Source organism: Pseudomonas sp. C8002 (genome assembly GCF_013385765.1).
In the GTDB taxonomy this organism is placed as follows: Bacteria; Pseudomonadota; Gammaproteobacteria; order Pseudomonadales; family Pseudomonadaceae; genus Aquipseudomonas.
Genome location: NZ_JACAPJ010000013.1, coordinates 82199 through 95067, shown reverse-complemented (window position 1 = coordinate 95067; position 12869 = coordinate 82199). Strand labels below are relative to the sequence as shown.

General features: G+C 60.3%; 12 protein-coding genes. 5 read left to right on the top strand and 7 right to left on the bottom strand.

Annotation, left to right across the window (positions count from 1 at the left end; all coding sequences use genetic code 11):
• Positions 1 to 252: 252 nt before the first annotated feature.
• The 5 genes from HX814_RS20970 to colR all read right to left on the bottom strand — a co-directional run bounded on the left by HX814_RS20970 (position 253) and on the right by colR (position 4026).
• Positions 253 to 483, bottom strand: coding sequence for a hypothetical protein (locus HX814_RS20970; protein WP_008433604.1), 231 nt, complete (start codon positions 481 to 483; stop codon positions 253 to 255).
• Positions 483 to 1199, bottom strand: a complete 717-nt coding sequence (locus HX814_RS20965) for a lipopolysaccharide kinase InaA family protein (protein ID WP_023659223.1) — start codon at positions 1197 to 1199, stop codon at positions 483 to 485. The genes HX814_RS20970 and HX814_RS20965 overlap by 1 nt, the downstream gene beginning before the upstream one ends.
• A 4-nt stretch (positions 1200 to 1203) precedes the next feature.
• Positions 1204 to 1884: a class I SAM-dependent methyltransferase gene (locus tag HX814_RS20960; protein WP_008433602.1), complete on the bottom strand. Its 681-nt coding sequence runs from the start codon at positions 1882 to 1884 to the stop codon at positions 1204 to 1206.
• Positions 1885 to 2072: 188 nt separating this feature from the next.
• On the bottom strand, positions 2073 to 3353 hold the full coding sequence (locus HX814_RS20955; RefSeq protein ID WP_102369809.1) for a HAMP domain-containing sensor histidine kinase: 1281 nt from the start codon (positions 3351 to 3353) through the stop codon (positions 2073 to 2075).
• A complete protein-coding gene (colR, locus tag HX814_RS20950) occupies positions 3343 to 4026 on the bottom strand; it encodes a two-component system response regulator ColR (protein WP_003208587.1) in 684 nt (227 codons plus the stop codon). The genes HX814_RS20955 and colR overlap by 11 nt, the downstream gene beginning before the upstream one ends.
• A 201-nt stretch (positions 4027 to 4227) precedes the next feature.
• On the opposite strand from colR, the gene HX814_RS20945 reads away from it, so the two are divergent.
• The 5 genes from HX814_RS20945 (at position 4228) to HX814_RS20925 (ending at position 10545) form a co-directional block, all read left to right on the top strand.
• Positions 4228 to 6177: an LTA synthase family protein gene (locus tag HX814_RS20945; RefSeq protein ID WP_177009838.1), complete on the top strand. Its 1950-nt coding sequence runs from the start codon at positions 4228 to 4230 to the stop codon at positions 6175 to 6177.
• A 54-nt stretch (positions 6178 to 6231) separates the two neighbouring features.
• The gene (locus tag HX814_RS20940) at positions 6232 to 6975 is read left to right on the top strand and encodes a phosphatase PAP2 family protein (RefSeq protein ID WP_177009839.1); all 744 of its coding nucleotides are present in this window, start codon (positions 6232 to 6234) and stop codon (positions 6973 to 6975) included.
• Positions 6976 to 7048: 73 nt separating this feature from the next.
• Positions 7049 to 7747, top strand: coding sequence for a response regulator transcription factor (locus HX814_RS20935; RefSeq protein WP_177009840.1), 699 nt, complete (start codon positions 7049 to 7051; stop codon positions 7745 to 7747).
• A complete protein-coding gene (locus HX814_RS20930; protein ID WP_177009841.1) occupies positions 7737 to 9032 on the top strand; it encodes a HAMP domain-containing sensor histidine kinase in 1296 nt (431 codons plus the stop codon). The genes HX814_RS20935 and HX814_RS20930 overlap by 11 nt, the downstream gene beginning before the upstream one ends.
• Positions 9033 to 9117: 85 nt before the next feature.
• Positions 9118 to 10545, top strand: coding sequence for a glycosyl hydrolase family 8 (locus HX814_RS20925; protein ID WP_177009842.1), 1428 nt, complete (start codon positions 9118 to 9120; stop codon positions 10543 to 10545).
• A 131-nt stretch (positions 10546 to 10676) separates the two neighbouring features.
• Here the strand turns inward: HX814_RS20925 and groL are convergent, their stop codons facing one another.
• Both groL and groES read right to left on the bottom strand, forming a co-directional pair.
• Positions 10677 to 12320, bottom strand: a complete 1644-nt coding sequence (groL, locus tag HX814_RS20920) for a chaperonin GroEL (protein ID WP_003208597.1) — start codon at positions 12318 to 12320, stop codon at positions 10677 to 10679.
• A gap of 50 nt (positions 12321 to 12370) precedes the next feature.
• Positions 12371 to 12667, bottom strand: a complete 297-nt coding sequence (groES, locus tag HX814_RS20915) for a co-chaperone GroES (protein WP_003208599.1) — start codon at positions 12665 to 12667, stop codon at positions 12371 to 12373.
• Positions 12668 to 12869 lie beyond the last annotated feature (202 nt).

The following is a 12869-nucleotide window of genomic DNA, read 5'->3' as shown; positions in this document are numbered from 1 at the left end:
GGAACCGGGCCGGAGTGCGGGCATGCCGAGCCTAGGCGAGGCACCGAGTGGTGGGGCAAAGACCTTTTGGTTACTTTTTTAGGCGTTTGTAAAAAAGTGACCCGCTGTAAGAGCGGAACCATAAGCCGCCGTTACCGCAGCAACGGATATGTACTCGATCAACCAACCAACCAACCAACCAACCAACCCAAAACCCAAGCCCAAATAAAAGGCCTCGAACTAGCGAGGCCTTTTATTTGGGCTTCAATCTCTTCAACTCTGTGGCCTCATCCCTTGGGACATCCCAAACATGAACAACAACAACTCATGATCAGGCTTGGCCGCGACACCGACCTTGGCGATCCGCGGCATCGGGCATTGCTGCCCGACACCCTGCACCGCACTGAGAACTTGTGTCCGGGGCTGCTCCCAGGCAGCCAGGGCCAGGGCAGCTATGCCCAACGCCCCCAACAGAAACAAACCTCGTGCAATTTCTAGCTTCATTACGTTAAACCCTTGATAGCGCTGCCAAACGCCGTCTCGTAAAAGTAGCTCAGTTTTTGCCAGTCCGTAGCATTCCACGACGAATGGCGGCGTAACTGCAACATGTCATGCCGGGCCGCCCGCAAAGCGGTCAAGCGCTGCCGGCACTTCTCGAAATCCAGCAACGCCACCTCAACCTTCGCCGCGTCACCCTCACCTGTCACCCGCACAAAGATATGCTTGATATACAGGCAACCATGCTGCCAACGCCCCTTGTGCATCCGCGCCAACGTACCCGCGAGTTCCTTGAGCAAACGCTCATGCACCAACTCGCCATACTGCTCACGACCACCGGCGGCGTACCAGTTTTCGATCTCGTCGAAACCGTCCAGCGACGCCGTGACCAACAACGCCTTCCATTGGTGCTCAGGATCGCGACGGGCCTCGCAGAACACCAACTCCGGCACGCGTACATCCAGCAAGCGCAGGCCCTTCAGGGCGTCACGCTCACGCAACACAGTGGGGCGCCCAAACGGATGGAGCCAACTACGGTAGATATGACCGGTCTGGCGCTTGCTGTAGAGCAAACGCCCATTGGTGCCCGTCACCCGTTGCACACCACTTTCACCGCCGCGACGACGATTGGGCTCTTCGACCCACTCGCCCTGCTGGCGCCAGAAATAATCAAATCGCTCTTCGGGAGCTACTTCACTACCTGGTAAACACTCGACAGCCATCCTGTTACCTCTTGCGCAATACATACACTCGCCACATGGCGTAGAGCGGTATGAAGTCCAGAGATTCCTGAACACGGAAACCGGCCTGCTCAAACTCTGCCTCAACAGTAGCAGCCGGTAACACAAACCGATTTTGGTAACCTTCCTGCTCACCCTTGTTGCGACGCCGCACTTCGGCACGCTTGCGTTTCCACGCCTTGAAGTTGCCGTCCACCCACAGCGAGATAATCACGCTGTCACGGGTAACACGCTGAAATTCGCGCAGTATTGCCAGCCTGTGCTCAGGATCACCGATGTGGTGCATCAAGCGCATGCAGAAAATACTGTCGACCGCATTATCTGGCAAATCGATATCAAAGGCAGACGTTTGCAAGGGGCGTACCCGTTTCACCACATCCGCCGGCTGGGCGACGGTGGCAATCTTCAACATCGACGCGGAGTTGTCGGCGCCGATGATCACGCGGTTGGGCTTTTCGGCCAGCAACGGCCAGAAACGCCCGGCACCACATGGCAAATCCAGCACCAGGCCAGGCTCACCGGCCATGGCCAGCGCACCACGGGCCAATTGCTCGTCGCGTTTGTGGGACAACCGGCGAGCCAGATTGTCCTGATGTTTGAGTAAATAATTCTGCGCGTGCTGATCGTCGTACTTTTCGGAAAATTCGAGCTTGATCGGGGTAGGCATCACCGGGTCTCCAGTTACTGATGCCTACAACCTTAAAAAGAATCCTGTGATCAACAGGTCAACACGTTGTGAAAAACTTGTCCTGTCGAATCGTATACATTACAAAACTTTGCAGACACAAGTCGTGGCATGATGCCATCTTCGGCGAAAATCAGGAAGTCTGCCGCAGCTTAGCGGCAGGGCAGGCATCAGGCTTTGACCTGACTCAATTCGACGTGAAAGCGGCAGCCGTTGGGCTCCATGGTGCTGAGGCTGACGCTCCAACCCTGGTTCTCGCAGATGCGCTGAACCAAGGACAAACCCAGGCCGAGGCCTTCACCGCGCTTTTCACTGCCACGCACAAACGGTTCGAACATCGCTTCGCGCTTGTCCTCGGGAATGCCCACGCCAGTGTCTTCCACCACAAAACCGCTCGGTTCCAGGGTAAGGCGGATCAAGCCATGCTCGGTGTAGTGCAGGGCATTACGCAACAGGTTGCCCATGACCGCGTGCAGGAAGGTCGCGTTGTAGCGGGTATCCAGTGGATTGCCCGGTTGATAGATCAGCTCAAGGCCTTTGCGCTCGATCGGCTCACGCCAGATCCCCAGCAAGTCCTCGGCCACCTGGGCCAGGTTGGCCTGGGGCGACATGCCGGCCTCCTCGCGCTGGGCACGGGCCAGCATCAGGAAGGTCTGCACCAGTTCGCGCATTTCTTCACAGGCCCGCGCAATGCGCTCGACCTGCTTGCGGCCGCGCTGGTCAATCGCGGGGTTCTCCAGCAACAGCTCGCAGGAACTGGCGAGCACCATCAGCGGGGTGCGCAATTCGTGGCTCACGTCACTGGTAAACAGTTGCTCCCGGGACAATGCCTGGCGCAAACGGCCCAGGGTGGCGTCGAAGGCCACGGCCAATTCGCCGACTTCATCCGCGGCGTAATCCGGCGCCAGCGGTGGTGCCAGGCCGAGTAACTGGTCGCGGTGCCGCACCTGGCGGGCCAGACGCACCACCGGCGCCATTACCTTGCGCGCCAGCACCCAGCCGAGGAATACCGCCAACGCCAGGCTGAGTACAAACCCCACCAGCACCACGGCAAACAGCACGCGCTCGCGCTCTTCGAAATCGCTCTGGTCTTGCAGCAGGACATAACGGCGGCCGTCGACCACCTCGACCATGGCATGGTAGGACAGTGCCTCCCGAAACACCTCGTGAAAACCAGGCTCCAGGTGGCGCAAGTCCTTGGGCAGTTCGAAATCGCCGGGGCCGCCGCTGAAGTAGAACAACTGGTCGGGCTCGGGGCGATGGCTCCAGTCCTCGACGCTGTCCATCAGCAGCAGCCGTTGCAAGTCACCGCCCAGGCCTGCCGATATGAGTTTTTCTTCCACCAGGTGCACCGTAGCGACGATACCCATGGCGAAGGCCCCCGCCACCAACGCGCTCATCAAGGCGAAGGCGATGATGATCCGTTGGGCAAGGCTTTGCTTAAACTCCATCACGACCCTCGGCCAGGCGATAACCCACACCGTGCACCGTTTGCAGCAACGGCTTGGCGAAGGGTTTATCAATCACCTGACGCAGTTGATGGACATGGCTGCGCAGGCTGTCGCTGTCCGGGCAGTCATCGCCCCACAGGGCTTCTTCGAGAATCTCACGGCGCAATACATGCGGGCTTTTCTGCATCAGCACCGCCAGCAGCTTCAGGCCGACCGGGTTGAGCTTGAGCAGGCGCCCTTCGCGGGTGACTTCCAGGGTATCGAGGTCGTAGTTCAGGTCACCCACCTGCAAGGCACGGCGCCCGCCGCCCTGGGCACGACGCAGCACTGCTTCGATACGCGCGGCCAGCTCCGACAGCGCAAACGGCTTGAGCAGGTAGTCATCGGCGCCGGACTTGAAGCCCTGCAGCCGGTCATCCAGCTGGTCGCGGGCGGTGAGCATGATCACCGGCGTGTCGCGGCGCGCGTCTTCACGCAGGCGTTTGCACAGGGTGTAGCCATCAATGCCAGGCAGCATGATGTCGAGCACGATCAGGTCGTAATGTTCGGTGGCAGCCAGGTGCAGGCCCGACAAACCGTCCTGCGCACAGTCTACGGTGTAGCCCTTCAGCCCCAGGTAATCCGCCAGGTTGGCCAGAATATCGCGGTTGTCTTCAACCAATAAAATTCGCATGGGCAGTGTCTCCGTACGCGGTAACGGCCGTGTTGGCTCGCGCAGCTTAAGGCCAAGTATGGCTCACGGCTAGGCCTGAAGGCCGCACCGATTACTGTTTTCAACCGATTGGGGAACTTAACGAGTTTTTCACTATAGGTTCACAAGCTGACTACAGTGTCAGCGCGAAGATCGCGCCCATCGTAAATAAGGAACATTGACATGGGTTTTCCAAAAACGGCGCCAATGCGCTATTTGCTGTTGGTGACCGGTGCCTGGCTGGTGGTTTTTCTACTGACCCGCAGCGTGCTGCTGGTAACCCATCTGGATGAGGTGAGCGGTAACCTGCTGCCGGTATTCGGCGTGGGCCTGCTCTATGACCTCGGCTTCCTCGCCTATGCCGCCCTGCCCCTGGGCCTGTATTTGCTGCTGTGCCCACCGGGGTTGTGGCGCCGTCGCGGCCATCGCTGGTTCCTGCAGGCGGTACTCACCGTCAGCCTGTTCGCCATGCTCTTCACCAGCGTGGCCGAATGGCTGTTCTGGGACGAGTTCGGCGTGCGCTTCAACTTCATTGCCGTGGATTACCTGGTCTACTCCAAGGAAGTGCTGAACAACCTGCTGGAGTCGTATCCGATCGGCAAGCTGCTGAGTCTGCTGGCCGTGATGGCGATCGTCTTGAGCGTGGTCTTGCGTAAACCGTTCAACGCGGCCATGGACGCGCCGTTGCCTGCGATGCGCAAGCGTCTGCTCAGTGCCCTTGGCCTGTTGCTGGTGGCCGGCCTGAGCCTGCAACTGATCAACCAGGACAGCCCGCGCAGCCAGGGCGGTAACGCCTACAACAACGAACTGGCCAGCAACGGCCCCTATCAGTTCTTCGCCGCCTTCCGTAACAACGAACTGGACTACACCCAGTTCTACAAGAGCCTGCCGGCGGATGTAGTCGCCAAGCAGTTGCGCGCCGAACTCAGCGAACCCAACGCACGATTTATCGGCACGGATCCGCTGGATATCCGTCGCGCCATTACCAACCCGGGCACGCTGCGCAAACCCAACATCGTGCTGGTGACCATCGAAAGCTTCAGTGCCAAGTACATGGGCAGCAACGGCGACCCGAATAACCTCACGCCCAACCTCGACGCGCTGCGCAAACAGAGCCTGTACTTCAATAACTTCTACGCCACCGGCACCCGCACCGACCGTGGCCTGGAAGCCATCACCCTGGCCATCCCGCCGACGCCCGGGCGCTCCATCGTCAAGCGTATCGGCCGGGAAAGCGGTTTCGGCAGCCTCGGCCAGCAGCTCAACGCCATCGGCTACGACAGCGTGTTTGTCTACGGCGGCCGGGGCTACTTCGACAACATGAACGCGTTTTTCAGCGGCAACGGTTACCGCGTGGTCGACCAGAGCAGCGTGCCGGAATCCGAAATCAGCTTTAAAAACGCCTGGGGCATGGCCGACGAAGACCTCTATAAACAGACGCTGAAACTGGCGGACGCCGACTACGCCAAGCAGCAACCATTCCTGTTGCAACTGATGACCACCTCCAACCACCGTCCGTATACCTATCCGGCTGGCCGCATTGATATCAAATCCGGTGACGGTCGCGACGGCGCGGTGAAGTACACCGACCATGCCATCGGCCAGTTCCTGGAGGCGGCGCGCCAGAAACCCTGGTTCGACAACACGATCTTTATTTTCGTCGCCGACCACACGGCGGGCAGCGCCGGCAAGGAAGACCTGCCGATGGTCAACTACCAGATCCCGCTGTTCATCTACGCACCCAAGCTGGTAGACGCCGGCGAGAACGCGAAGCTGGCCAGCCAGATCGACCTCGCCCCGACCCTGCTGGGCTTGCTGAACCTGAGCTACGAGTCGACGTTCTTTGGCCGCAACCTGCTGCAAGACAACCCGCTGCCGCCACGGGTAGTGGTCGGCAATTACCAGTACCTGGGGTTGTTCGACGGCAAGGACCTGGCGATTCTCAGCCCGCGCCAAGGCTTGCGTCGGCATGACCAGGCCCTGGGCGACAGCCACGAAATCCGCGTTGGCAGCGATGACCCGTTGATCCAACGGGCCATCACCTACTACCAGGGCGCCAGTTATGACTACAAGCAACAGTTGCTGAGCTGGAGGGTGCCCAAGGACGAGGCTTCCCAAGTGAGCACACGCTAACCAGAATGCCCCGGCCAGGTCTGACCGGGGCTTTTTTTAGAGTCTGAGTTCGCCATGCACGCAATCGCTGTTCGTCCGTTATCCCAACCCCTCAACGTCTGGCTGTGCCTCGGTGTGCCTGCCGTTCTGGCGGTGGCCATGTTGCTGCTGGAGCTGACGTCGCTGGACATGGACATCGCCAGGCTGTTTTACGACGCGTCCGAAGGCGGCTTCGTGGGCCGGCACAGTTTTTTTCTGGAGGACATTCTTCACGATCGCGCCAAGCAGATGGTGATCGTGTTTTCGGTGCTGGCAATCGCCGGGCTTGCCGGGGCCTTTGTCTTTGAGCGGCTCAAACCCTATCGCCGGGAACTGGGCTGCCTGGTGCTGTCGCTGGCACTGGCCACCTCGTTCGTTTCACCGTTGAAGACGGTGACCGGGGTGCAATGCCCGTGGAGCGTCAAGGAGTTTGGCGGCCAGGAGACGTACAGCGAGCTGCTGAGCCCCAGGCCGCCGACCGACAAGCCGGGGCGTTGCTGGCCGGGCGGGCATGCGGCGACCGGGTTTGCGCTGTTTGCGTTGTTTTTTGCCCTGAGGGATCGCCGACCGCGGATGGCGCGCTCGGCGTTCCTGTTTGCGCTGGGCCTGGGCACGGTGCTTTCGGTGAGCCGCACGATGCAAGGGGCGCACTTTCTTTCCCACAACGTGTGGACGGCAATTTTCAGCTGGCTGATTTGTTTGGGCGCCTATTACTTCCTGCTGTACCGGCCGGTGAAAACACCGCAGCCCGCCTTCCGCAAGCAGCCCGTGACGCCGTGATGAACAGCCCTTGCCTAGCCGGGGGCAAGGGCGCAACACTCTGCGCACTTTTTGGCAACGATCCTGCTGAGCCATGTCCGATACCCTGTTGCTGATCGAAGACGACCTGCCCCTGGCGGCACTGACGGCCGAGTTCCTGCGCGCCGAAGGCTTTACCGTCGCAGTGGAACACCGTGGCGACCACGCCGCCCAGCGTATCCAGGATGAACAGCCGGCACTGTTGATCCTCGATGTGATGCTGCCGGGCATCGACGGTTTTACCCTGTGCCGACAGATTCGCGACCACTACCCCGGGCTGATCCTGATGATGACGGCCCTGGACGAGAACGCCGAACAATTGGTGGGGTTTGCCGCCGGGGCCGACGACTACGTGGTCAAGCCGATCGACCCGCAACTGTTGCTGGCAAGGATCCGCTCGCTGCTGCGCCGCCATCCCCAGGCACCTCGAAGTTACTACCAGTGGGGCGCTTTTCGGCTGGACCTGAACAACCACTTCGCCTGGCTCGGCGAGGCGCCCTTACAGTTTTCGGTGGCCGAATTCGAGTTGCTCGCCATCTTTGCCCGCCATTGCGGCGTATTGCTCACGCGGCAAAAGCTGCTCCAGCGCCTGCGCGGCCTGGAGTACGACGGGCTGAACCGATCGATTGATATGCGGGTGTCGCGCTTGCGCAAAAAGCTGATGAGCCTTGAGTGCCCCGTGACCATCCAGACCATCACGGCGCAGGGATACCTGTTCGTCGAAATCCCGACGGGGAGCCAGCATGCTGTCTAAAGTCCGCCCGTGGATGGCCATCGCGGCCGGCACCAGCTGGGCCGCCCTCACTTTTTACCTGTTGTGGTTGTGCTCGAACGCCTCGGTGTTTATCGGGGACTACAGTTTTCTGCGGCTGATGGCCGGGCCGGGTTATCTGGTTGCCGAGCAACTCAAGGCCTTGCCCGTCGAACAACGGGAGGCGCGCATCGAGTCACTGCAAGCACGCTTTCAGTACCCGGTGAGCCTGGTGAAAAAGGATGATATCGAGCTGCCGCCTGAAGCTATTGTGATGCTCGACCACCATCAGCCGGCGCAGAACAGTGATGAGGACGTCACCTACTTCCCGCTGGACGATGACACGGTGATTCAATTCGGTCCCTTGTGGGGAACTGCCGAAGTGAAGGACCTGCTGCAATATCCGGTGTACTGGGTGACCGCCTGTGTCGCCGGCCTGCCGGTACTGCTGTTTCTCTGGATTGCCCTGCGTGCCCGGCGCAAATACACCCATGACCTCGATGCCCTTAATGCCTGCATTGCTACCCTCGCCCGCTCGCCCAACACGCTGCTGCCCGCGATGAGCCAGGAGTGGGCGCCGCTGCTGCTGACCTTGCAACGGCACGCGCTGGATATCAGCTCGATGGGCGAACGCCACCGGGAGGTTTCCCAGGCGGTGTCCCACGAACTGCGCACACCCCTGGCGCGGATGCGTTTTGCCCTGGCACTGCTGAGTAAAAGCGCCGACCCCGACACCCGCACCCGCCTGCAAGAGCGCCTGCACACCGATATCGAAGAGCTGGAGTCGCTGGTTCGCGCCAGCCTCGCCTTTGCCCGGCTGGCCGATGCACCCAGCGACCTGCAGCATGAGCCGATCAATATCCATGACTGGCTGCAGCAAGAGTTCGCCCTGCTGGACGGGCACCATCGCTTGCTGACCCTGGACACCGACCCGGCCGACCTGGAACTGATCGGCGACCGCGCCCTGCTGCATCTGATCGTGCGCAACCTGTTAAGCAACGCCATTAACTACGCCCGCGAACGGGTGAACGTCAGCGCAGCGTGCCAGGGCCAGCACCTGGTGCTGCATGTGGATGATGACGGCCCGGGCGTGCTGCCGGAAAACCGCGAAAAGATCTTCGAACCCTTCGTGCGCCTGGCCATGGGCGGCGACGAGCCCAGCGGATTTGGCCTCGGCCTGGCACTGGCCAAGCGCGCCACCCATTGGCACGGGGGTGAGCTGTCGATCACCCGCAGCCCGTTGGGCGGCGCACGCCTGACCCTGACCCTGGCACTGCGCCCGGCCTAGGCTGTTACAGCCTGTGACAGTGGAACATCCGCGCTGCCGCTAACCTCGCGACCTTGCCCTTTGGATCAGGTTGGAGAGTCAGCTCATGCGTCACCCTAGACGGCATCTGCCCACGCTGCTGTTATCACTGTGCATGGCCGCCGGTTCATGGTCAGGCGGCGTTGCGGCCCAGAATGTCCACGCGCCCTACTACCCCGGCACCATCCTGCCCAATCGCCAGCCCCAGGCGACCATGGATCAACAACTGGTCACGTTCTACAAGGACTGGAAGGCGGTTTACCTGTCGGGGGAATGCGGCAGCGGCCGGTATTTCATCAAGGTCAACGCCGACCACAAATCCGTGGGTGGTGGCGCCGCGCCCAACACCATCACCGTGTCCGAGGCCCATGGCTACGGCATGCTGCTCACTGTGATGATGGCCGACTACGATGACCAGGCCCAACGAACTTTCGACGGCATGGTGCGCTACTTCCAGGATCACCCGGCAGCGTCCGATCCCGGCCTGATGGCCTGGAACCAGATCGAGGGATGCGGTGACTCCACCGATCCTTTCCGTGGTGACGTCAGTGCCACCGATGGCGACCTGGACATCGCCTACGCCCTGCTGCTGGCCGATCAGAAATGGGGCAGCGAGGGCACCATTGACTATCGCAGCGAGGCCAACACGGTGATGGCGGCGATCATGAAACACGAGGTGCACCCCAGGACTCAGCACCTGATGCTCGGCGACTGGGCCGGTACCGACGGTGACGCAGAGCTTGAGTACACCACCCGCAGCTCGGACTTCATGCAGTCGCACCTCTACAGCTTTTTCGCCATGACCGGGGACAAGCGCTGGCAGGCGGTGCGCGACAAGACCTATTCGATCATCAGTGACTTTACCCAACGGTACAGCGCCAACAGCGGGCTGGTGCCGGACTTCATCAGCCACCTGGACACCTCGATCACCCCGGCGCGGCCCGATCTGGTGGAAGGCCCATACGACGGCAGCTATTCGTGGAACGCGGCCCGCTACCCTTGGCGCATCGGCCTGGATTACCTGATGTACGGTGACCCGCGTGCGCTGTACACCCTGACCACCTTCAACCGCTGGGCACGCGCCACCACCCACGATGAGCCGGGCAACTTCAACAGTGGTTACCGGATCGACGGCAGTTCAATCGAGGAAGCGCAGAATGAGCCAGCCTTTGTGGCGGCGCTCGGGGTCAGCGCAATGATCAGCCCCGACAATCAGCTGTGGCTCAATAACCTTTGGGACAACCTGCAACGCCGGTCCATCCGTGACCATGACTATTACGGCAATACCCTCAAACTGCTGGGCATGGTGGTCATGTCCGGCCATTGGGAGCGGCCCCAACCGGCGCCCCTCAAAAAAACCGCACACGTGCCTGTCCATCCGTCATCCGGCACTGCGGCACCGGGACCCGTGGCATCTTTGCCGCCCGCCTCGCACCTGATGCTGGCTCGCGGCTTCATGTTCAAGAAACTGCTGGGGCGTCGCGGCGTCAGCTGAGGCGTGCGCGTAAAGAGAGACGCGGAGCGTCCCTGGCGGCATTCCCACGCAGAGCGTGGGAACGATCAGCATAAAAAAACCCCGCCTGCATCGCTGCAGGCGGGGTTTTTCAGTATCGGGGTAAGGCTGGCTTACATCATGCCGCCCATGCCGCCCATACCGCCCATGTCTGGCATACCGCCGCCAGCTGGAGCATCTTCTTTGATCTCGGCGATCATTGCTTCAGTGGTGATCATCAGGCTGGCAATCGACGAAGCCGCTTGCAGAGCCGAACGAGTCACTTTAGCCGGGTCCAGGATGCCCATTTCGATCATGTCGCCGTATTCGCCGGTAGCAGCGTTGTAACCGAAGTTACCCGAACCCTGCTTGACCTTGTCGACAACGACGCTTGGCTCGTCGCCGGAGTTGGCAACGATCTGGCGCAGAGGTGCTTCAACAGCACGACGCAGCAGAGCGATACCGACGTCCTGGTCAGCGTTGTCGCCTTTCAGCTCGGAGATAGCCTGCAGAGCGCGAACCAGTGCCACGCCACCGCCAGGTACCACGCCTTCTTCAACGGCTGCACGAGTAGCGTGCAGGGCGTCTTCAACGCGGGCTTTCTTCTCTTTCATTTCAACTTCGGAACCCGCGCCAACCTTGATCACTGCAACGCCGCCGGACAGCTTGGCCAGACGCTCTTGCAGTTTTTCACGGTCGTAGTCGGAAGTGGTATCAGCCACTTGAGCGCGGATCTGGGTAACACGTGCCTGGATGTCAGCTTCAACACCAGCACCGTCGATCACGGTGGTGTTTTCCTTGGTCACGGTGACGCGCTTGGCATTACCCAGGTGTTCCAGGGTAGCGCTTTCCAGGCTCAGGCCGATCTCTTCGGAGATAACGGTACCGCCAGTCAGGACAGCGATGTCCTGCAGCATGGCCTTGCGACGATCGCCGAAACCAGGTGCCTTGACAGCAACCACTTTCACGATACCGCGCATGTTGTTCACAACCAGAGTCGCCAGGGCTTCGCCTTCAACGTCTTCGGAAACGATCAGCAGTGGGCGGCCGGCCTTGGCAACAGCTTCCAGAACTGGCAGCAGTTCACGGATGTTGGAGATCTTCTTGTCAACCAGCAGGATCAGCGGGCCGTCGAGCTCGGCGGTCATGGTGTCTGGCTTGTTGACGAAGTACGGGGACAGGTAGCCACGGTCGAACTGCATGCCTTCAACAACCGACAGTTCGTTTTCCAGGCCCGAGCCTTCTTCAACGGTGATCACGCCTTCTTTACCGACTTTTTCCATGGCTTCGGCAATGATGTCGCCGATGGAGCTGTCGGAGTTGGCCGAGATAGTGCCGACCTGAGCGATTGCCTTGGTGTCAGCGCATGGCTTGGACAGGGACTTCAGCTCTTTGACAATGGCGATGGTCGCCTTGTCGATGCCGCGTTTCAGGTCCATCGGGTTCATGCCGGCAGCGACGGCTTTCAGGCCTTCGTTGACGATCGACTGAGCCAGGACGGTCGCGGTGGTGGTGCCGTCGCCTGCGTCATCGTTGGCACGGGAGGCAACGTCTTTGACCAGCTGCGCGCCCATGTTTTCGAAGCGATCTTTCAGCTCGATTTCTTTGGCGACGGAAACGCCGTCCTTGGTGATGGTCGGAGCGCCGAAGCTCTTCTCGATGATCACGTTACGGCCTTTAGGGCCCAGGGTCGCTTTTACTGCGTCAGCCAGGACGTTCACACCGGCGAGCATTTTCTTACGGGCGGAATCGCCGAATTTAACTTCTTTAGCAGCCATGATCGATATTCCTTAAATACTTTGTAGTAACGGGAAGATGAGCGGGGAAATCAGCCTTCCAGAACAGCGAGAATCTCGTTCTCAGCCATTACCAGCAGGTCTTCGCCGTCGATTTTCACAGTGTTGCTGCCGGAGTAAGGGCCGAAAACAACCTTGTCACCCACTTTCACAGCCAGCGCACGTACTTCACCGTTTTCCAGGGTCTTGCCTGGGCCAGCAGCGAGAATCACACCGTGGTTGGCTTTCTCAGCAGCCGAACCCGGCAGCACGATACCGCCAGCGGTTTTCTTTTCTTCTTCACTGCGACGGATGACGACGCGGTCATGCAGAGGACGAAGCTTGCTCATTGTCGATCTCTCCTAATTGTGTTTTTCATCGGCCGGTGTCAATTCCGGCTAGTTAAATTCCGGCGGTGCCGGTCGCGGTTCGCGGTGCGAAACGCGGAAGTCTGTCTGGTGTCGCCACCAGAAACCTTGCGGTGACCGTTACATAAGGGCGCATAAGCTTATTACAAGGGTACCGAGATGAAAATTTTTGTGTCGGGGGGCG

Excerpts from the sequence above, each read along its gene's own strand:
- HX814_RS20945 (WP_177009838.1), top strand. The coding sequence starts at position 4,228 with ATGGGTTTTCCAAAAACGGCGCCAATGCGCTATTTGCTGTTGGTGACC.
- HX814_RS20930 (WP_177009841.1), top strand. The coding sequence starts at position 7,737 with ATGCTGTCTAAAGTCCGCCCGTGGATGGCCATCGCGGCCGGCACCAGC.
- HX814_RS20935 (WP_177009840.1), top strand. The coding sequence starts at position 7,049 with ATGTCCGATACCCTGTTGCTGATCGAAGACGACCTGCCCCTGGCGGCA.
- HX814_RS20940 (WP_177009839.1), top strand. The coding sequence starts at position 6,232 with ATGCACGCAATCGCTGTTCGTCCGTTATCCCAACCCCTCAACGTCTGG.
- groES (WP_003208599.1), bottom strand. The coding sequence starts at position 12,667 with ATGAGCAAGCTTCGTCCTCTGCATGACCGCGTCGTCATCCGTCGCAGT.
- HX814_RS20955 (WP_102369809.1), bottom strand. The coding sequence starts at position 3,353 with ATGGAGTTTAAGCAAAGCCTTGCCCAACGGATCATCATCGCCTTCGCC.
- colR (WP_003208587.1), bottom strand. The coding sequence starts at position 4,026 with ATGCGAATTTTATTGGTTGAAGACAACCGCGATATTCTGGCCAACCTG.
- groL (WP_003208597.1), bottom strand. The coding sequence starts at position 12,320 with ATGGCTGCTAAAGAAGTTAAATTCGGCGATTCCGCCCGTAAGAAAATG.
- HX814_RS20960 (WP_008433602.1), bottom strand. The coding sequence starts at position 1,884 with ATGCCTACCCCGATCAAGCTCGAATTTTCCGAAAAGTACGACGATCAG.
- HX814_RS20965 (WP_023659223.1), bottom strand. The coding sequence starts at position 1,199 with ATGGCTGTCGAGTGTTTACCAGGTAGTGAAGTAGCTCCCGAAGAGCGA.
- HX814_RS20925 (WP_177009842.1), top strand. The coding sequence starts at position 9,118 with ATGCGTCACCCTAGACGGCATCTGCCCACGCTGCTGTTATCACTGTGC.
- HX814_RS20970 (WP_008433604.1), bottom strand. The coding sequence starts at position 483 with ATGAAGCTAGAAATTGCACGAGGTTTGTTTCTGTTGGGGGCGTTGGGC.